The organism is Rhodococcus sp. 66b, assembly GCF_002076325.1.
GTDB classification, from domain to species: domain Bacteria; phylum Actinomycetota; class Actinomycetes; order Mycobacteriales; family Mycobacteriaceae; genus Rhodococcus_F; species Rhodococcus_F erythropolis.
The window spans coordinates 39,867-58,010 of record NZ_MUZB01000014.1 but is presented as its reverse complement, the minus strand read 5'-3'; the positions used below and the strand labels follow the sequence as shown (position 1 = coordinate 58,010).

Here is an 18,144-nt window from a genome sequence, read left to right as displayed (position 1 = left end):
TTACCCAAGTCTCGCTGAGTCGAATGCCATCGGCTCAGCGAGATTTTTTGTGTCTATCGAGGGGTGTCGACGCTTGCCAGTGCGGAGGCGTTCGAGTCGTCGACTTCGCCGTAGCGGTCGACGCATTGCTGGAAGAAGTCCCGCATCTCGGTGACCACCTGGATGTGGCTGGTCAACGACTTCTCCAACGAATCTTCACCATCCTTAGCTTTCTTGGAGAACTTCTCGGCCAGGTTGATTCCAGATTGGAGCGTTCCCATTCCAGAAACATTCGCAATCACGAACAGATTTCTGCGCATTTGATCGAGTTCGCCAAGAAAATCTTCGCATGCCGCAACCACATCACGTGCGATGTCTGGCTCAACTTCCAGTCGCGAGTCGTCAGACCCATTGCTTCGATCAGACCCACTCACCGAGACCTCATTTCGGTAGCGTCGGTTCAAGATTGACCGACAGACGCTGCACAACAACACAACTGGACTCTTGCCGAGCCTCAGACAGCTTTCGTTCTACGTTGAACCAGATTGAGCCGTGTTCGACCGAGAAAGCAAGGTAGCAACCATTGTTGTCCTCGTCGTCGACGCGCTGATACTCGATACCACGCCGCCCACCGACATTAAGTTCCTCGAACCCTCGGAAATCAGGATTCCGTCGAACATCGTCGACGGTGTACGACGATGAATACACGGTCAAGAAATACCAGGACCCGCTCCACCCACAGATCTTCCATCCTGGCTGCTCCACGCCCGCCGCACCAGCTTCCTCGGTAGCCGGATCAAGCCCCACTTCTTCCAGAACTGAGTCCGGAATTTCCTTGCATGGATCGAACAAACCCTCTTGGCCGGATGCAGGCTCAGCCGCCCCCTCCACGACTGAGCTGCATCCTGCCGCAGCCCACACCAACATCCCAGCCATGAGCAGTCGCCCAACCCCCACCGACCCCCGCATGGCACCCCCTGTTGATGTGGACCCACTCTATTGGATGCATCGGAGGCTCGATCGGTTCCCGCAATCTTGAAATTCCCAGGTCACGATCGCTGGTTCACTCAGAGCGCATCTCCAGCGATTGACGCTCAGCTCAGCAGTCGCATACTGGAGAGGTTGACTACAACTTCGGGAAGGCACCGAGTGAGCGCACCGAAAGCCCCGGCCAAACCAGCGATCCTCAGCGTCGACGACGATCCTGGTGTTTCGCGTGCCGTCGTTCGAGACCTCCGCAAGCGGTACGGAGAGAAGTACCGAATCATTCGTGCGGAGTCCGGCGACCAGGCTCTCGAGACCTTGCGCGAAATGAAACTTCGCGGCGATGCAGTCGCTGTGATCGTCGCCGATTACCGCATGCCCGGTTTGAGTGGAATCGAGTTCCTCGAACAGGCAATGGACCTATATCCCGTAGCTCGTCGCGTTCTCCTCACCGCGTACGCCGATACTGATGCTGCGATCGACGCCATCAACGTAGTCGACCTCGACCACTACCTCCTCAAGCCGTGGGATCCGCCGGAAGAGAAGCTGTACCCCGTCATCGATGCGCTGCTCGATGCCTGGGCAAGCTCGAGTCATCACCCCGCCGAGGAAACAAAGGTGATCGGCCATCGTTGGTCCGAACGATCCTCCGACGTTCGAGAGTTCTTGGCACGCAACCAACTTGCCTATCGCTGGTACATGTCGGACGAGCCGGAAGGCCAACGACTGCTCTCGGCTGCCGGTACCGACGAACTGAGGCTTCCCGTCGTCATCGCATCCAATGGGGATGTCCTCGTCGAGCCCACTGACGCCGAACTCGCCGACAAACTCGGGTTGAGTACCACCCTCTCCGAAGACTTTTACGATCTCGTTGTCATCGGCGGCGGCCCTGCGGGTCTGGGCGCTGCTCTGTACGGCGCTTCGGAGGGGCTTCGGACGGTTCTCATCGAACGGCGGGCGACTGGCGGTCAGGCCGGCCAGAGTTCACGAATCGAGAACTACCTCGGCTTCCCCGACGGAGTTTCCGGCGCACAGTTGGCCGATCGCGCAAGACGCCAGGCAACCAAGTTCGGCGCCGAGGTCATCACCGCGCGAGACGTCACCGGTTTGGAAATCAACGGCTCGGCCCGCACCGTGCGTTTCGACGACGGTTCGTCGGTCGACGCCCACTCGGTCATCTTGGCGACCGGTGTTTCCTATCGCCAACTTTCGGCGCCGGGGCTCGATACCTACACTGGCCGAGGGGTCTACTACGGGTCAGCTGTCACCGAAGCCGCTCGGTGCAGCGAGCAGGATGTGTACATAGTCGGCGGCGCCAATTCGGCAGGCCAAGCTGCGGTCTATCTCTCCCGCGGAGCTAGGTCCGTCACCATTCTCATTCGCGGCAACTCGCTCGAAGCCTCGATGTCCTACTACCTGATTCAGCAGATCGAAAAGAATCCGAAGATCACCGTGCGCACGTGCACGGAGGTAGTCGGCGCTGAGGGTGACGATCACCTCGAACGAATCACACTGCGTAACAGAGCCACCGGAGAAGAAGACACTGTCGATGCTCAGTGGTTGTTCATCTTCATCGGTGCCGCTCCCCTGACCGACTGGCTCGGAGACGTGGTGGTCCGCGACGGAAATGGCTTCGTTCTTGCCGGCCCGGACCTTCCGTCCGAAGGTGTCACACCGGACGGGTGGCCGCTCGACCGCGCACCACATCATCTCGAAACCAGTGTCCCCGGAGTATTTGTCGCCGGGGACGTACACGCCGAATCGGCCAAGCGCGTCGCGTCGGCCGTCGGAGAGGGCGCGATGGCCGTGATGTTCGTCCACCGCTATCTCGCTCAACAATAGGGAGATTCGATGTCCATTCCTGAATGCAGCCCCGACCTGCTCCGCACCCTGTTCCTGTTCGAGAAGCTCACCGACGATCAACTCGAATCACTGTGCCAGGCAGGCCATATCACCGAGATCGATCGAGGTCAGGTCTACCTCGAAGGTGAGCCTGCCACCTGCTTCTACGTCCTCATCGAGGGCGAGGTGGTGCTGTCCAAGCTGTCGGGCGGCGAAGACATCGAGATCAACAGGACCACCCAGCGCGGCGTCTACTCGGGAGGCTGGACGGCGTATCTCGGCGATCGTGTACCGCAGGTCTACGCGGGGTCGATGCGAGTGACGACTCCTTCGACGTTTTTCGTCCTGGACGCCGACAAGTTCGGCAACGCGATGCGCGAGTGGTTTCCAATGGCGGTTCATCTACTCGAAGGTGTTTTCTTCGGCAAGAAGAACACTCAGCAGATCATCGATCAGCGAGAGCGACTCCTTGCACTCGGATCACTGTCGGCCGGGTTGACTCACGAGCTCAATAACCCTGCAGCCGCGGCGGTTCGAGCGACAGCCTCTTTGCGCGAGCGTGTCGCAGGCATGCGCCACAAACTGGGGATGGTTGCATCGGGCACCTACGACCGCGATGCCCTCGTCACTCTCATGCGACTTCAAGAGGAAGTTGCAGAGGTTGTCGCCAAGGCGCCGACGCTCACTCCCCTCGAAGCCTCGGATCGAGAGGATTCGTTGGGTGAATGGTTCGAGGATCATTCGATTCGAGAGGGTTGGGATCTGGCTCCGACCTTCGTGCAGGCTGGTCTCGACACCGCTTGGCTCGAGAATGTTGCTGCAGCCGTAGACGAGTCGGTGCTAGAAGGCGCAATTCGCTGGCTGAATTACACCATCGAATCCGAACTACTGATGAACGAGATCGCCGACTCCACAACGAGGATTTCGACTCTCGTCGGTGCAGCTAAACAGTATTCTCAGATGGACCGCGCGCCCTTCCAGACCATCGATGTCCACGAATTGCTCGACAGCACGTTGATCATGTTGGGGCAAAAGATCGGAAGCGGAATCGAAGTCGTCAAGGAATACGACCTCGCGCTGCCACCGATCGACGCCTACGCCGCCGAACTCAATCAGGTGTGGACCAATCTCATCGACAATGCGGTCTCTGCCATGGACGGATCGGGAACACTCACCGTTCGGACAAGCCGCGATGGCGACCGCGTGTGCATCGAGATCTGCGACACCGGCGCCGGGATTCCCGATGACGTCATCGACAGGATCTTCGAACCCTTCTTCACGACTAAGCCTGTCGGTGAGGGAACCGGTCTCGGCCTTGATATTTCGTGGCGAATTGTGGTCGGCAAGCATCGTGGTGAGCTGCGGGTCACGTCTGAGCCCGGTAACACCCGGTTCAGAGTTTTGTTGCCAATCGCGGGCCCACCGCGGGATACGCGCGACGACTAGTCGCCCTTGCACGGCCGGTAGGCAAAGCGCACGATGAAATGACCGACTTCAGTCAGCGAGAGGGTGGACCATGACCGACGGACTTCCAGCGGGGATCGATCCGAGCGTGCCGCCCAGTGGCGCGGGATGCGTCGAATGCGATGCGAGCAGCGGTTGGTGGGTGCACCTGCGTCGATGCGCGCAATGCGGTCACGTGGGGTGTTGCGACTCCTCACCGTCACAGCACGCGAGCAAGCATGCGGCCTCGACAAAGCATCCGTTCATGCAGAGCTACGAACCCGGTGAGGATTGGTTCTGGAGCTTCGAAACCAACGAGGCGTACGACGGACCTGAATTGGCGGCGCCCACTTCACATCCCGTAGATCAGCCGACGCCGGGACCTAAGGGTCGTGTCCCAGCCGATTGGCAGCAACACATCCACTGACTCAGTTCGGTTGGTCGATCGACCACAAAGTCGAGACGTTCGACGCCTCCTGATTCAATGCGTTGTCGATGCAGGCTTGAAACTGAGCCTGCATTGCCTCCACGACCGCGATATGACTCGCCAACACATCGACGAGCGCATCGTGGCCACCGACAGCCTTCTCCTCGAACTTAGCCTGTAGGGCCTGTGCGGATCCTAGGGTTCCAAACCCTGTCAATTGACCGAGTAGTGCGGCGGAGTTCAATGCTGCCTCGAACTGCGCGCGGAGTTCAGTGCAAGCCGCGATCAGCTCGCCGGCGACTTTGGCATCGAGATACAAATTCGACATGTGACTCCTGTATTCGAGGGTGTAGCTGCAATCAGGACCGCTGTCACGGGAGCAATGGAATCACTGTCTCGGCGATTCGTTCCACCAGCGTGCACGGCGTCTCGGGGCGCGCCACACCGACCTTGGCGCCGACGCGGATCATCGCAGTGGATTGAGAGGTCGCGAAGGCGACGTTGCAAGCAGAATCTGTTTTGTCATTGCGTTCCTGGTATTTCAGAACTTCGCGCCCGGCGATTTGGGCTCGATGAAGGTCGCGCATGACTGGATTCTGTTCGACCTCTACGAGCGAATGATCGGTCGATGTCAGAGACAAGAAGTACCACTCACCGTTCCACGAGCAAATGTTGAAACCATCGATATGCGTGTCAACGATGTCAACCTCTTTTGTTGCCGGGTCAACTCCGACTTTCTCCAATTCCTCATTGCTGAGAACCTCACACGGATCAAACATCCCAATCACATCGACAGGGAAAGCCTCGCCCTCGACCGTCGAGGAACAACCCCCAACCAACAGCGCGGCCGCGACCAAGACCACGGCACCCCTCACTCCCACAGCACTCCCCCTCATTCGCTGCCCGGACACTCCAGCGACACTTCGCTGCCTCAATTTGGCAGGTCGACCGACCTCAAAGTCGACACGTTCGACGACTCCTGATCCAATGCGTTGTCGATGCAGGCTTGAAACTGAGCCTGCATTGCCTCCACGACCGCGATATGACTCGCCAACACATCGACGAGCGCATCGTGGCCACCGACGGCCTTCTCCTCGAACTTCGTCTGAAGCGCTCGACCTGATGCGAGCGTCCCTAAACCACCAACCCAACTCAGTTTCGCAGCAGCAACAGACAAATGCTCCAACGTCATTTGGTATTCGCCGCATGCCGTAACTAGCAATCGCGCCGTGTCCGGATCCAGCGAGAACGAAACCTCGGCCCCGGAGTCCTCATTTGAACTCATGCGTAGCACCACCTTCATCAAGCGAGCGATTCATCTGGGGAGCTCCGGGAAGAGTTTGTCGGTAATCGTCGAGGCGAGGCCACACGGGTCGATTGGCGTCTCACCGAAATCTGGGGCGATCCGAACGATCAGCACCCCCTGATTGGTCGTCCAAGCTACTGAGCAAATCTGTCCGGTCGCATCGTCACGCTGCCCGAATTTGATAGCAGGGCCGCCATGAACATTCGCAGCCCTTACATCGGCATTGTTGGTGTTCGCTTCGACTTCGTCGAGAGTGTGGTCAGTTGACCAGACGCTCAGCGAAATTTCCGTCCCATCCCATGAGCAGATTTCAAATCGTGGAATCTGAACTCCAAGAATCCCGCGTTCCTCAGTCGCCGGATCAACGCCGACATACCGCAAGGCGCTGTCGCTAATGCCGCTACAAGGGTCAAATAGCCCAACAGCCTCTTCGGCTCGTACTGCATGCCCCTCGACCGTCGAGGAACAACCCCCAACCAACAGCGCGGCCGCGACCAAGACCACTGCACCCCTCACTCCCACAGCACTCCCCCCATTCGCGGCCCGCTCACAGTATTGGACGCTCCCCAGCACCGATCGGTTCCACCCCATTGCATTCCGTTGCAACCCTTCACCCACGCCGATAATCGGCCTAACGTCGATCTACCAGGGGATTCACAACGAAGTGAGGTGCGGATCAATGAAGGCAGCACGGTTCCACGGGCAGAAAGACATCCGGATCGAAGAGATCCCTGAGCCCGAATTGCGGCCAGGAACAGTCAAGCTGAAGGTCGCATGGTGCGGAATCTGCGGCACCGATCTCCACGAGTACCTCGAGGGACCGATCTTCATCTCCGCACCCGGACACCCGCATCCTCTCTCACACGAGAATGCGCCGGTCACGATGGGCCACGAGTTCTCCGGCACGGTCGAAGAGGTCGGCGAAGGTGTCACGGACGTCGAGGTCGGTGAAAATGTCGTCGTCGAGCCGTACTTCGTCTGCAACGAGTGCGCCCCGTGCAAGGCGGGCAACTACCACCTGTGTACGAAGATGGGGTTCATCGGCTTGGCTGGCGGAGGTGGCGGGCTTAGCGAGAAGGTCGTCGTCGACCGTCGCTGGATCCACAAGATCGGCAACATCCCACTCGACGAGGCAGCTCTCATCGAACCGTTGAGCGTCGCCCATCACGCAGTCGTACGCAGTGGAGCCGAAAGCGGCGACGTCGCCATCGTGGGCGGTGCCGGACCGATCGGACTCCTCGTTGCGGCAGTTCTCAAAGGGCTGGGTGTCACGACGATCGTCACCGAACTCAGCGAAGCCCGCAAGGCCAAGGCCCTCTCCAGTGGCGTCGCCGACTACGTCATCGATCCCACCACCGAAGATGTCAAGGCGCGCGTCCTCGAACTCACCGGAGGCATCGGCGCAGACACCGGCTTCGAGTGCGCAGGCGTCAACGCGGTCCTCGACACCATGCTCGACACGGTCCGGCCTGCTGGAGTTGTTGTCAACGTGTCGATTTGGGGCAAGCCCGCGACCATCGACATGCAGAAGCTGGTCCTCAAGGAAATCGACCTACGCGGAACCATCGCGTACGTACGTGACCATGAGGCGGTCATCAAGATGGTCCAGGACGGTGTCGTCGATCTGGCGCCATTCATCACCGGTCGTATTCAGCTCGAAGAATTGATCTCCGAAGGATTCACCACTCTGATCGAGCACAACGACACTGCAGTCAAGATTCTCGTCAGGTCGTAACCGGACGGGGCACCTCCGGGCCCACCGCAGTCAGCGACCCAGGTGCCCGCCCTTTGCCCCATCCGATCTTCTCTCGGTAGCGGCCGATGTGATCGTCCTCGATCACATCGGCCGTTTCCAACGGCGTGGATTGCGGATGCACATACAGCGCATCCGTCGGGCAATATGCCTCACACATGAAGCAGGTCTGGCAATCCGATTGGCGCGCAATCACCGGGACGCCCGACGGCGTCCGATCGAAAACATCTGTAGGACACACATCTACGCACTTGTCGCAGCCGATGCAGTCAGGCGCGGACACCAGCTCGATCATGACGCCACCAGTGCAGACCCGACAGATTCAGAAGTCCGGGTCCACACCGAATCCAAACCGCCGGTGAGGACGTGATGGTGCTGCGTCACATCGAGTTCGGGATAATCGTCCCGCTTGCTCATTCCCCGAGTCTCGGTCCGCGCCAACGTCGAGTGGTACATCCAGCGACCGACGGCCGTGATCGCGGCAGCCTGCCGCGCCGCCATCCGACCTGCTGGATCCGCGCCCAGATCCGCACTCACTGCACCCCACAGCGATTCGAGCTCACCGAGCGCTGCCGATACTCGATCACCGCTGCGGAGGTAGTTCTTGTCGAAGGGAATCAGCTGCGCTTGAGCAGCTTTCACCACATCGTCGGCAGTAAACCGGGTTCGTACCGGACTACGCAGTGCGACGGTTCCGGCTCCGCGTAGACCACTGGTAGCCCCGCGTCCGACCGACAGCGCATACCGCGCAGCACCGGTTCCTGCCCATGAACCAGAGGACATCGCCCACGCGGCGTTGTGACTTCCCCCGCCGGTAAACCCTCCGCAGATTCGCTCTCGGGTCGCAGCGTCCCCGGCGGCAAACAGACCTGGAACGGATGACGCGCAATCGTCGTCGACGACGTTGATTCCCCCAGTGCCGCGCACCGTGCCTTCAGCGAGCATGCCGACCTCGAATTTGTCGGTGAAGGGATCGATTCCGCGGCGATCGAATTGCAGGAAGAAGTTGGGCTGCCCCAGTCTCATTCGACGCTGCACCTCAGCGTCGGCTCGATCGATCTGCGCGAAGACCGGCTCGTTCCGCAACGTACTGGCGATGACGGACCTCCCCTTCGCCGAACCGGCACCTTCGAGCACTCTTCCGTCTGCGTGGAAGAACGTCGCGTACGCGTAGTAGGCAGTTTTGGTGATCGTCGATCCGGCCGCTGCGATTCCGTACGCGTTGGAGAACTCCATGCCGGAGAACTCGGCTCCGACTTCGGCTGCCATCAATGCACCGTCACCGGTATCGACGTTGGTGCCCAGCGCACCGGACAGAAACGCACAACCTCCGCTGGCGACCACTACCGCGCCTGCCGAGACGCGGTAGTCCTGGTGTTCGTGACGCTGGTATCCGGCGACCCCGCGAACTCGGCCGGCACCGTCCACCAACAACTCAAGTGCCGGCGAATGATCGAGGATTCGCACGCCGGCTCGACGAATCCAGGTGCGCATCCGCCGCATGTACTCAGGCCCCTGCAAGCCGGTGCGTATCTGCTTGCCGGTGGTGGGGTCGACGGGGAACGGATATCTGCCCTCCACCGCGAGGAGATCCATGTTGGAGTAGGTCTGCTCGAGGACGCGGTCCATCCAACGGTGGTCGGCAAGATATCCGCCGAGCGCCTCACGACCGGCCTTTGCTCGCTCACGGGCACTCGTATCCGGTTCGACGTACCAAACACCCGTTCCGGAGGGGGCCGTTGCACCACTCGTTCCGCAGTACCCCTTGTCGACCAGGACGACGTCTGCGCCGGCCTTGGCCGCGCGCAACGCTGCCCATGCGCCGGCGGGGCCACCACCGATCACCAATACATCGGTGGAGAGTTCGAGGACGTCCGTCACTGGCCAGCTCCTGTCAGAGGTCTACGCAACACTTCTGTTGCCGCAATATTCCTCGAACGAACTACCCAGCGCCACAGTCAGAATCACTGTGAACTCAACCAGTCACCGCCGCATCGACAGAGCGCTACGACGCTTCCCGCTCCTCGTCGGTGCACAACGCGGAGTACTTGGCGAAGGCTTCCTGCAAGGTCAGCGATTTGCGTCGCTCGGTGATGTCGCGGGGCTTTCCCTGCACAACACATCGACGAGCATGTTCGATCACAGCTTCACGTATGACGCTGGAAATGTCCGCGCCCGTGAGCTCTTGGAGGGTCTCTAGGGCCCTCAGTTCCTCTACGTCGAATCTCACCGTTACCGATCGTCTAGCCACGCTCAGGATGTTACTTGCGGGTACACCAAATTTGGTGAGTTACATATGCGTCGAGTCGAATATCTTTGGGCGCCAAAACCTTCGAATTCCGATCTACGTGGGTAAATGGTTTTCCACTCACGGCACTCATGTAATACAACGCACACGGCGCTAGCCAGCGTGCCGACGGACACTGTCGCTGTCTATGCTTGCGAAACACTGCCTTCGATCGGAGATATACCGCGTGAGCATCGACCACATCGTTTCCGCAGTCGACGGCGACGCTGCCGAGCGAATCAAGACAGCTCTGGCCGAGAGAGCCGCAACCTCGACGGACACGACCACGCTGGTGTTCGACGGCGTGAGCATCGAGATTCCGCCATCGGTCGGCGACGCCGTCGTGCAGCTCCTGACCTACCTCGCTGCCGGCGACAGCGTCGCCCTCGGGCCCGTCGCAGAACTCCTCACCACCTCGCAGGCAGCAGAGATCCTCGGCGTTTCGGACACATATGTACGTAAGCTCGCCGACGCCGGGAAACTCCCGATCGAACTACGCGGCACCCACCGCAGGTTCCGCCTCGATGACGTGATGGCTTACCGCGAGCAGTTCCCCAAACGCGCCTAGCTCTTCGCGTACATTCCTTCGATCTCCTTCGAGAACCGATCGACGACGACATTGCGCTTGATCTTGAGCGTCGCTGTCATCTCACCGTCTTCCTCGGTCAGATCGCGATCGAGAATGACGAACTTCTTGATCGACTCCGCATGCGAGACAGCGGCATTGGCGTCGTCGACGGCCTTCTGCAGCTCCGCTCGAAGGTCCTTGTCGTCACGTAGTTCGGCGACGGTCGCGCCAGAAGGCTTGCCGTTCTCCGCCTTCCACTTCTCGAACACCTCGGGGTCGACGGTCAACAGCGCCGTGATGTAGGTCTTCCCGTCGCCGACGACGACTGCCTGCGAGACTATGGAATGTGAACGGATACGGTCTTCCATCGGGCCCGGCGAGACGTTCTTGCCGCCCGCCGTCACCAGAAGATCCTTCTTGCGTCCGGTGATGGAAAGGTAACCGTCGCTGTCGAGTTCACCGAGATCACCGGTTCGCATCCAGCCGTTGACGAATGTCTCTTCGGTGGCCTTGTCGTTCTTCCAGTAGCCCTTGAAGACAACCCCGCCGTTGAGTTCGATCTCGCCGTCCTCGGCGATGCGAACCCCGTTGCCGCCCATCGGCTGTCCGACGGTTCCGATCTTCTGAGCACCCGGGACGTTGACGCAGTGCGCCGCAGTGGTTTCGGTGAGACCGTAACCCTCGTAGATCGGAACTCCGAGCCCACGGAAGAAGTGCCCCAGCTCAGGAGTCAGGGCGCCGCCGCCGGAGATCGCGAACCAGCACTCGCCGCCGAGAGCCTCACGAAGCTTCGAATACACGAGCTTGTCTGCCACTGCGTGCTTCGCCTTCAAGATCAGCGAGGGACCGCCCTTGTCGAGAGCTTGGCTGTACTCCTTGGCGGTGGCTTCGGCGAAGGCGAAGATCGCGCTGGGGATCTTTCCACCGGATTCCGCCTTGCGTGCTGCGCCGTCACGAACTTTTTCGAAGACACGCGGAACACCGAGGATGGTGTTGGGCTTGTACCGCTCGAATTGAGTTGTAATGGTGGCAAAGTCGGACCAGTGGGCCTGCGACGCACCAGCTTCGAACGTCGCGAGGGACACCGCGCGGGCCAGTACGTGAGCGAGCGGCAGGAAGGTCAGGACTCGGTTTCCCGGAACCGCCACCTTGCCGATCGATGCCGTGAGAATCCCGCGCACCTCGGACAGGAAGTTGCGGTGCGTGAGGATGCATCCTTTGGGACGACCTGTCGTGCCGGAGGTGTAGACGAGTGACGCCAGATCGTCGGCCTTGATGCCCGCGAGTCGCTTCTTCAGCTCGGTATCGTCAACGTCGGCGCCCTGTGCGGTCAGCTTTTCGACTGCTCCGTCGTCGATCTGCATGACGGCCTTGAGAGAGCTTGGCGCGTCCTGGAACAGCTGCTCGTGCGCGCCGGTTTCGACGATTGCGATGACGGCCTCGGAGTCTTCGAGGATCCAGCTGACCTGCCCCTGAGACGACGAGTCGTAGATCGGAACGGTAGCGGCGCCGGCGGCCCAGATGGCGAAGTCGAACAGCGTCCACTCGTATCGGGTCGCGGAGAGCAGTGCGACGCGGTCGCCTGCCTGCACCCCGGCTGCAATGAGACCGTTTGCGACACCGGTAACCTGCTCGGCGAACTCCTTGGCTGTGACGTCTACCCAACCCTCTCCCTTGGGGCGGGAGAACACCGTCAGTTCGGGCGTGCGCTCGGCGTGAGTGAAGACGGTGTGCACCACGGACTCGTTGTCGGAGATGGTGAACTGGGCTTTGGCGCTGTACTCACTCACAGGGTGTCATCTCCGTTGGTCTGCGATTCGATGCTGATTCTGAAGCGGTGGAGTGCGCGGGCGAAGTCTGCGACCTCGGACTCGGTCCAATCGTGCAGCCTGCCGGCGACTTGGTCGAGCCGACGCGCGTCGGCGGCGTCGAGGTATTTGCGGCCAGCCTCCGTGAGGTGCAGCGGATTGCCCTGTCGAACGGATCCCGGATCGGCATACACCCAGCCTGCCTCGATGCAGCCGCGAACTTGGCGCGAGATGGTCGAGCGGTTGACGCCGAAGACTTCGGAGATCTCCGTGGCCTTGCAGCCGTCGTTGCGGCCGATGAAGGAGAGGAAGGAATGCTGCGCGATCGACGGGTGGTCGTCGGAATGCCGATCCCCCGTCATCAGCTGCCGCGTCAGGTGCACCAGCTCGTCATGAACGGCTGGTGGACCGGTGAGCGCCATTGCTCCGTCGTGTTGCACTGGGCAACTATAACGCCGATCCCTGTGTCCGACGCAATATGACCGCCGCCACCGACAGCAAGTGCGTCGGTGGCGGCGTGAACAGCTAGACCAGATCTTCACCGTTGCGGCGGGCAGTTGCCCAATCTTTGAAGAATCCCTTGCTGATGACTCCCAAGACAACCAGCACCAACGCCGGCCAGATCAGAACGTAAATGGTCAGTAGAGCTGTACTCATTCGCATTCCTTCCACTTGTCTCGAAAGTTACTTTCCGGAAGCTCCGACAGCAGGAAACTCCTCCTCGTCGAAGTCTCCGGTCCGCTGCTTGATCAGTTCGAAATCGAACGTCTCAAGCTGATTGACGGACATCGCAAAGCACACGACGGTACTGACGGCATAGGCCACCAAAGATCCGCTGAGCGTTGGGTAGTCGTGCAGGAAGCCGATCGCGAACGGCGCGGACAGCACGATCGCCAGGCCACCGACGATCTGCGCAACCTTCAGACCGAAGAATCCAAATGTCATGAGCCCCAGCACCACTCCGATACCGACAACGGCAACGATGTCGGAGAGAATCCCGAACATCCCATCCATCGGCACCCAACTGAATCGGACGGGCAAGAAGGCAGCAAGAGCCGCAAGCACCGACACAGTGAAGGCTTTGTTGGTGACCTTGCCCCAATAGAAGCTCGCGATAACCGGGAACACCAGCGCGCCCCACAGCGCGCCGACGAACACCAACAGATCCAGAATGCTCAATTGCAGACTTGCCAAGGAGATAGCCGCCGCCGTGGCAACAATCATCGTTACTCGGCCGATGAGCAGCATCCGTCGAGGGATCGCATTAGCCTTGCCTGCGACGGCTTGGCCGTACACGTCGGTCATCACGATGGACGAGAGTGCAGCAAGGTCCGAGTCCGCCGTCGATGACAGCGCGCCGATGATCATGACAAAGAAGACAGCCAGCAAAATTCCGGGCAGGTACGACGCGGCCATCTGCGGAATCAGGTTGTTGACGTCACCATCCATCGGCTCGATTCCGAGGTATAGAGCGAGAACACCCAGCATTCCGACACCAATGACCGTTGCGCCGTATCCGACGGTTGCGGTGATGAAGGTGGGCTTGATCAGGTCTTCGCGGACCGCGAACAGACGTTGGGCAATGGTCTGGTTGCCGATTGCGTAGGCAAGAACTGCCGCGATGTACGGCGCGCCCTGCTCGAAGAAGGCAACGCTCGAGAAGAAGTTGCCCTGCTCAGCAGTAAGGTTGCCTGCCCCGGATTCGAAGGCTGCCGGGAACCCCGCCGCAAAGAAGATGAACGGCACCAAAACCGCTACCGCACCGAGCATTCCGATCAGCTGAACGAAGTCGGTCAACACCGAAGCGCGGAAGCCCGACCACAGCGTGTACAGCAAAACGCCCAGCGCAACGATGAACACACCCTGGATGAAGTTGAACGGCGAAAGCAACGCGATCAGCAGACCACCAGCGAGGAAGTTCGACATCAAACTGATGAGACTACCGACGATATTGGAGCCCGCGAGCATCAGCTGACTCGAGCGTCCGTGCCGCGCGTACATGACCTCGGCCAGAGTATGGGCTTTCGGTGCCACTTTACGAATTCGCTGACCAAAGGGATAAATGAAGAGAATCATCAACGCGCCCCACAAACCATAGTGAATGGGACCGGAGATTCCGTAGGTGTATCCAGAAGTGGCGGATGCGTACATCGACGACGCCCAAATCCAGGTGGCCGTCATACTCGCGGCCGAAACACCAAATCCTAACTTGTTTCCGGCAGTCATAAAACCGTCGGCATTTTCCTGCTTCTTACCAATACGAAGAGAAATCAGAAATGTTCCACCATAAAAAGCAACAAGCAGTGAAACAATTACCAAGGTACTGAACTGGACCATGTCGGACCCCGTCACATGCCACATCCTTCGCACATAATCGGCAGAACAAAGCGCAAAATCCCTGTTCAGGATCTTTGCGCTTCGTTTCTGCACGCCCTAGGAGCGACCGCCATACCAACACCGGTCACATATTCAATTGACTAGCAACACGCACTTCGTCTTTTCGGAAACCCAACCTCCACAAAATAAATCTTCTGCGCAAGCTTTTGGCTCGACCACGCAATTCAACAACTGAGAATCGACCATAGCATGATGGCAATTTCGAACAAAAACTCCAATATTTTCCCACCCGAAAAGATTCATGATTCCGCAGCAGAAAAATCGTGCGCTTCCAGCGCATATAACAACTCCGCATCGATTGAAATCGATGCTCGATTCGAGCGCTCAGCTACTTCGACAGGACCATCCTGGCAAACCGTCGACCCCACTCGGGATCGGCGGAAACATGCTCGTCCAGCGGATTGGAGACAATCGCCCCGATCATTCGCAAGTACACGAGAGTGTCTCGCACCATCCACGTCCAATCGTCGTCGCCGAGGCGGGTTCCGTCTGTTGTCGACCAACCCAGAGCCGTGAGGCCTTCGATCATCACTTCACTACGTTCGAACTCCGACAAGCCGGCAGCCAACGTAAGGAACAGAATTCGGCCGGCTTCCTGCCCCAACTCGCCCTTTCCCAACGGCATGGCCGACACGATATGACGCCACAGCTCGCCTTCATATTCAAGCACTGACGCGCCGAGTCCCGTCAAAATCAATGTGCCTCGGAGTTTTCTGACCAATCGCAGTGTCTTTGCGACTTCAACGAGTACTGCCAATTGCGAGCTGCTCCCTGCCGTGACACCGATCCACTCACTGTCCCAATCGAGTTCGTCTCGGGCAGACGCAACAAGGTCGGGAGGCAGTGACCCGAACGCCGTCAAGACAATCCCACCACCTCGCGCGGAGTTCAGCAGCCACAGCAGTTGACGGGTTGCTCCTTCACGCATCACCTCGAAGTAGTTGTCGTATCCGCCACGAAGCTCCGCTTCGGCAACTGCGGCACACAGTTTCGGCGCGGAATGAACAGACAAGCGGCGCAAGAACTTCTCGAACAGCGAGCTTCCCACAGGCGGTGACTTATGCAATGCCACTGCAATGGTGACCGCTGCATTGGACTCTGCGGAAACAAAACGTTCGGGATCGAACAGTCCATTACTCGCCTGCCCGTTCAGGAACTCGCAATACCCGATCGGACCGCCAGAATCCTCCGGCGGGCACGCCCTCCCGCCGTCAAGACAGGATGGCTCAGAAATCGACTGGTCTTCGACAATCTGCTCGAGAATCAACGTGTGACTCCACCTTGCGCGGGCGTTGTACTCATAACGGACGTACTCCCCGACCGCGGTAACTGCCTCGTCGATCCGGACTTCGTCCTCACCAAACTCGTCTTCCTGGTATCCGTCGCGCTCGATCACCTCTGGCGCGATATACCGATCTGGGCCATTGTCCGTTGAATGATGGACACTCACCCACTGATGAGCGTGTTGATCTCCCCATCCCATCACCGCCTGCACAATCGAATGAAGCTGGTCCAGTTCGATATTCGACGGAACCGAAAACCGTCTCCAAATAGGCGGCGTGATGCAATCGATTTCGATCCGCATGACAAAGTTCGCCGCCGCCGGCCGTCGACGCTGATTCCGCATCTGCCTCGGCGTAAGGACCTTCATCTGGCTTTGCGCCGCTTGATATGCAGCTACCAAACGCAGATGTGAAGCTCGCCGAACTCGCTGACCCGTCATGTATGGAGGCTAGATCTACCTACCGACAGCCGAGATACTCACTGCCACAAGGTTGCCCGATTTGTCGGGGCTCGCATCTCGTCGCTGGTCGGCTGTCAAGTCCAGATCAACGCGGACCTACCCAGGCATTTTTGATCATCCACTGCGCTGCCAATAGTGTGCGCCGATTACCGTAGACCTGACAGCTACCGCACGAAAACAGTGCCCAGCGCCTGCTCGGACTGGCACAGAACATGAGGATCCATGAGCGACCAAGACACGACCGCCGACCAGCCCCTCCACATCAACGGCGCAATTGCCTTGGTGACGGACGAGCGCGACGAATTGGTTCGCCTGTGCGTCCAGACCCTCGCCGAACTACTGGGTAGTGAGCCTGCCACCGATGACGATGGCGACATCGTCGTGCCGGTTCACGGATTTGTCGTCTACGTGACCGTTGCGGATGACGGACCCCAGATCAACGTCTGGTCCTCGGTTCTGACCGGCCTCGGCAATCCCTCGCATGCGGCGACTCGACTGATCGGACTCGCGCAGGAATGGCCGCGCCTGCGCTTCGCCTTCAGCGGCGACCACCTACTGGTCTCCACGATGCTCGACGCAGATCCCTTCGCTCCGCAGCATCTGCTGAACCTGATCGACGAGGTCCACGACTTCACTCACGAACTCGACGACGATTTTGCTGAATCCTTCGGCGGGTCCCTCGACTGCGACGCGGATGACGACAGCTACGCCGGCGAATGCAACACCGGTGGCTGCGGCGACGATTGTGACTGCGATTGCGGCGATGACGCAGACGGCGAGCTTGACCTCACGGCAGGCGCGTCAACCACCAAGTAGTCGATCACCCTTCGTAGAGATGCACGCGAGCTTCGAATTATGCTGCGTGCGTGCATCTCTGTCCCGAAATACGTTGCAAAGTCACGGTTTTCGCAACATCAGGCATGCATTCGCATCCGGCCAGCCAACCGCATGCCCAGGGGCGAAAGTTGAGTTGAACCTCCTCAGCCTCATGACCTCCTGCAGCACTCTGACTCCGCGTAGGCCGGTTTCTCAACTATCTGTGAGCACATACAGCGAACCGTGTTTGCTGGACATTGTTGACTCGATTGAGGTGGCGAGCGCGTTGTCCTTTATGAGGATCCCGAATTCGATGTTGCGATTCTCCGCGTTGTAGGAAAAGTTTGCGCTAGTCAGCAGGACGATCTCGTGATCGACGACGATGAACTTGGCGTGGCTCACGATTGAACGATTGTCACTAAGCCGCGCTGATCTGTACACCGTCGCCAGTGGCAGTTGAGCTTTAACCTTGCCCGATTCACCCTTTTCGGCATCGACATACACACAGATGGTGACACCCGGTTGCTCGGACGCGAGCCTAAGCGCGTGCCACATGTTGGAGTTCTTCGTGAAGTTGTACGTCGCACACGTCACGGAAACCCGCGCTCCAGACACGAGACGATGGAACTCGCTGGTCAGGTGGCCAACAGTGGCCTCATTGCCCGGCATCGACCACACCGGGACGAGTTCGCGATGCACCATCTTCGCTCCCGCGACCGCACGCAGCACCGCAACACCTATCACTCGTCACTCACCGCCGGTGGGCTCCCCCACGCATGAAGCGACCGAG

Annotated in this window: 21 protein-coding genes and 1 pseudogene; 6 read left to right on the top strand and 16 right to left on the bottom strand. The window is 59.4% G+C overall.

Features of this window, described 5'->3' with window-relative positions; genetic code table 11:
- Positions 1 to 53: 53 nt before the first annotated feature.
- Positions 54 to 260 carry a hypothetical protein gene (locus B0E55_RS24415; protein ID WP_241896139.1) on the bottom strand — a complete coding sequence of 69 codons (207 nt, stop codon included), beginning with the start codon at positions 258 to 260 and terminating at the stop codon, positions 54 to 56.
- 160 nt (positions 261 to 420) lie between these two features.
- The gene (locus B0E55_RS24410) at positions 421 to 915 is read right to left on the bottom strand and encodes a DUF3558 domain-containing protein (protein WP_080910625.1); all 495 of its coding nucleotides are present in this window, start codon (positions 913 to 915) and stop codon (positions 421 to 423) included.
- Between the two features lie 213 nt (positions 916 to 1,128).
- Between B0E55_RS24410 and B0E55_RS24405 the strand changes: the two genes are divergently transcribed.
- The 3 genes from B0E55_RS24405 to B0E55_RS24395 all read left to right on the top strand — a co-directional run bounded on the left by B0E55_RS24405 (position 1,129) and on the right by B0E55_RS24395 (position 4,675).
- Entirely contained in the window at positions 1,129 to 2,805 is a 1,677-nt protein-coding gene (locus B0E55_RS24405) for an FAD-dependent oxidoreductase (RefSeq protein ID WP_019749255.1), read from the top strand.
- Between the two features lie 9 nt (positions 2,806 to 2,814).
- Entirely contained in the window at positions 2,815 to 4,251 is a 1,437-nt protein-coding gene (locus tag B0E55_RS24400) for an ATP-binding protein (protein ID WP_003941311.1), read from the top strand.
- Positions 4,252 to 4,321: 70 nt separating this feature from the next.
- The gene (locus B0E55_RS24395) at positions 4,322 to 4,675 is read left to right on the top strand and encodes a UBP-type zinc finger domain-containing protein (RefSeq protein ID WP_020970111.1); all 354 of its coding nucleotides are present in this window, start codon (positions 4,322 to 4,324) and stop codon (positions 4,673 to 4,675) included.
- A gap of 1 nt (position 4,676) precedes the next feature.
- Here B0E55_RS24395 and B0E55_RS24390 read toward each other — a convergent pair whose 3' ends face one another.
- The 4 genes from B0E55_RS24390 to B0E55_RS24375 all read right to left on the bottom strand — a co-directional run bounded on the left by B0E55_RS24390 (position 4,677) and on the right by B0E55_RS24375 (position 6,485).
- Entirely contained in the window at positions 4,677 to 5,003 is a 327-nt protein-coding gene (locus B0E55_RS24390) for a hypothetical protein (RefSeq protein WP_080910624.1), read from the bottom strand.
- Positions 5,004 to 5,046: 43 nt separating this feature from the next.
- Positions 5,047 to 5,538: a DUF3558 domain-containing protein gene (locus B0E55_RS24385; protein ID WP_230091180.1), complete on the bottom strand. Its 492-nt coding sequence runs from the start codon at positions 5,536 to 5,538 to the stop codon at positions 5,047 to 5,049.
- 68 nt (positions 5,539 to 5,606) lie between these two features.
- On the bottom strand, positions 5,607 to 5,960 hold the full coding sequence (locus B0E55_RS32280) for a hypothetical protein (RefSeq protein WP_232816907.1): 354 nt from the start codon (positions 5,958 to 5,960) through the stop codon (positions 5,607 to 5,609).
- A 30-nt stretch (positions 5,961 to 5,990) separates the two neighbouring features.
- A complete protein-coding gene (locus B0E55_RS24375) occupies positions 5,991 to 6,485 on the bottom strand; it encodes a DUF3558 domain-containing protein (protein WP_157902089.1) in 495 nt (164 codons plus the stop codon).
- A gap of 175 nt (positions 6,486 to 6,660) precedes the next feature.
- Here B0E55_RS24375 and B0E55_RS24370 point away from each other — a divergent pair, with 175 nt between their 5' ends.
- Positions 6,661 to 7,716 carry a 2,3-butanediol dehydrogenase gene (locus tag B0E55_RS24370; protein ID WP_080910622.1) on the top strand — a complete coding sequence of 352 codons (1,056 nt, stop codon included), beginning with the start codon at positions 6,661 to 6,663 and terminating at the stop codon, positions 7,714 to 7,716.
- Here the strand turns inward: B0E55_RS24370 and B0E55_RS24365 are convergent.
- The 3 genes from B0E55_RS24365 to B0E55_RS24355 all read right to left on the bottom strand — a co-directional run bounded on the left by B0E55_RS24365 (position 7,706) and on the right by B0E55_RS24355 (position 9,985).
- Positions 7,706 to 8,029 carry a 4Fe-4S dicluster domain-containing protein gene (locus B0E55_RS24365; RefSeq protein WP_007726052.1) on the bottom strand — a complete coding sequence of 108 codons (324 nt, stop codon included), beginning with the start codon at positions 8,027 to 8,029 and terminating at the stop codon, positions 7,706 to 7,708. The two genes, B0E55_RS24370 and B0E55_RS24365, sit on opposite strands and share 11 nt — an antisense overlap.
- Positions 8,026 to 9,615, bottom strand: coding sequence for an FAD-dependent oxidoreductase (locus B0E55_RS24360; protein ID WP_080910621.1), 1,590 nt, complete (start codon positions 9,613 to 9,615; stop codon positions 8,026 to 8,028). Before B0E55_RS24360 ends, B0E55_RS24365 begins: the two co-directional genes overlap by 4 nt.
- 124 nt (positions 9,616 to 9,739) lie before the next feature.
- Positions 9,740 to 9,985, bottom strand: coding sequence for a hypothetical protein (locus B0E55_RS24355; RefSeq protein WP_223257939.1), 246 nt, complete (start codon positions 9,983 to 9,985; stop codon positions 9,740 to 9,742).
- Between the two features lie 223 nt (positions 9,986 to 10,208).
- On the opposite strand from B0E55_RS24355, the gene B0E55_RS24350 reads away from it, so the two are divergent.
- Complete coding sequence (locus B0E55_RS24350; protein ID WP_003941392.1) at positions 10,209 to 10,589, top strand: helix-turn-helix domain-containing protein; 381 nt, start codon at positions 10,209 to 10,211, stop codon at positions 10,587 to 10,589.
- On the opposite strand, the gene B0E55_RS24345 is transcribed toward B0E55_RS24350, so the two are convergent.
- From B0E55_RS24345 to B0E55_RS32265, 6 genes and pseudogenes are all read right to left on the bottom strand, one after another.
- Positions 10,586 to 12,379, bottom strand: a complete 1,794-nt coding sequence (locus B0E55_RS24345; protein WP_080910620.1) for an AMP-dependent synthetase/ligase — start codon at positions 12,377 to 12,379, stop codon at positions 10,586 to 10,588. The two genes, B0E55_RS24350 and B0E55_RS24345, sit on opposite strands and share 4 nt — an antisense overlap.
- Entirely contained in the window at positions 12,376 to 12,819 is a 444-nt protein-coding gene (locus B0E55_RS24340; RefSeq protein ID WP_007726042.1) for a MarR family winged helix-turn-helix transcriptional regulator, read from the bottom strand. Before B0E55_RS24340 ends, B0E55_RS24345 begins: the two co-directional genes overlap by 4 nt.
- Positions 12,820 to 12,922: 103 nt before the next feature.
- Positions 12,923 to 13,054 carry a putative transporter small subunit gene (locus B0E55_RS32275; RefSeq protein WP_003941363.1) on the bottom strand — a complete coding sequence of 44 codons (132 nt, stop codon included), beginning with the start codon at positions 13,052 to 13,054 and terminating at the stop codon, positions 12,923 to 12,925.
- Positions 13,055 to 13,081: 27 nt separating this feature from the next.
- On the bottom strand, positions 13,082 to 14,734 hold the full coding sequence (locus B0E55_RS24335; RefSeq protein ID WP_241896140.1) for a sodium:solute symporter family transporter: 1,653 nt from the start codon (positions 14,732 to 14,734) through the stop codon (positions 13,082 to 13,084).
- A 388-nt stretch (positions 14,735 to 15,122) separates the two neighbouring features.
- Complete coding sequence (locus B0E55_RS32270; RefSeq protein ID WP_241896142.1) at positions 15,123 to 15,842, bottom strand: hypothetical protein; 720 nt, start codon at positions 15,840 to 15,842, stop codon at positions 15,123 to 15,125.
- A gap of 159 nt (positions 15,843 to 16,001) precedes the next feature.
- Positions 16,002 to 16,379, bottom strand: a pseudogene (locus B0E55_RS32265) (plasmid pRiA4b ORF-3 family protein); the annotation flags it as partial.
- A gap of 381 nt (positions 16,380 to 16,760) precedes the next feature.
- On the opposite strand from B0E55_RS32265, the gene B0E55_RS24325 reads away from it, so the two are divergent.
- Positions 16,761 to 17,354: a T3SS (YopN, CesT) and YbjN peptide-binding chaperone 1 gene (locus B0E55_RS24325; RefSeq protein ID WP_080910617.1), complete on the top strand. Its 594-nt coding sequence runs from the start codon at positions 16,761 to 16,763 to the stop codon at positions 17,352 to 17,354.
- A 213-nt stretch (positions 17,355 to 17,567) separates the two neighbouring features.
- On the opposite strand, the gene drmC is transcribed toward B0E55_RS24325, so the two are convergent.
- Positions 17,568 to 18,083 carry a DISARM system phospholipase D-like protein DrmC gene (drmC, locus tag B0E55_RS24320; RefSeq protein WP_198538446.1) on the bottom strand — a complete coding sequence of 172 codons (516 nt, stop codon included), beginning with the start codon at positions 18,081 to 18,083 and terminating at the stop codon, positions 17,568 to 17,570.
- Positions 18,084 to 18,144 lie beyond the last annotated feature (61 nt).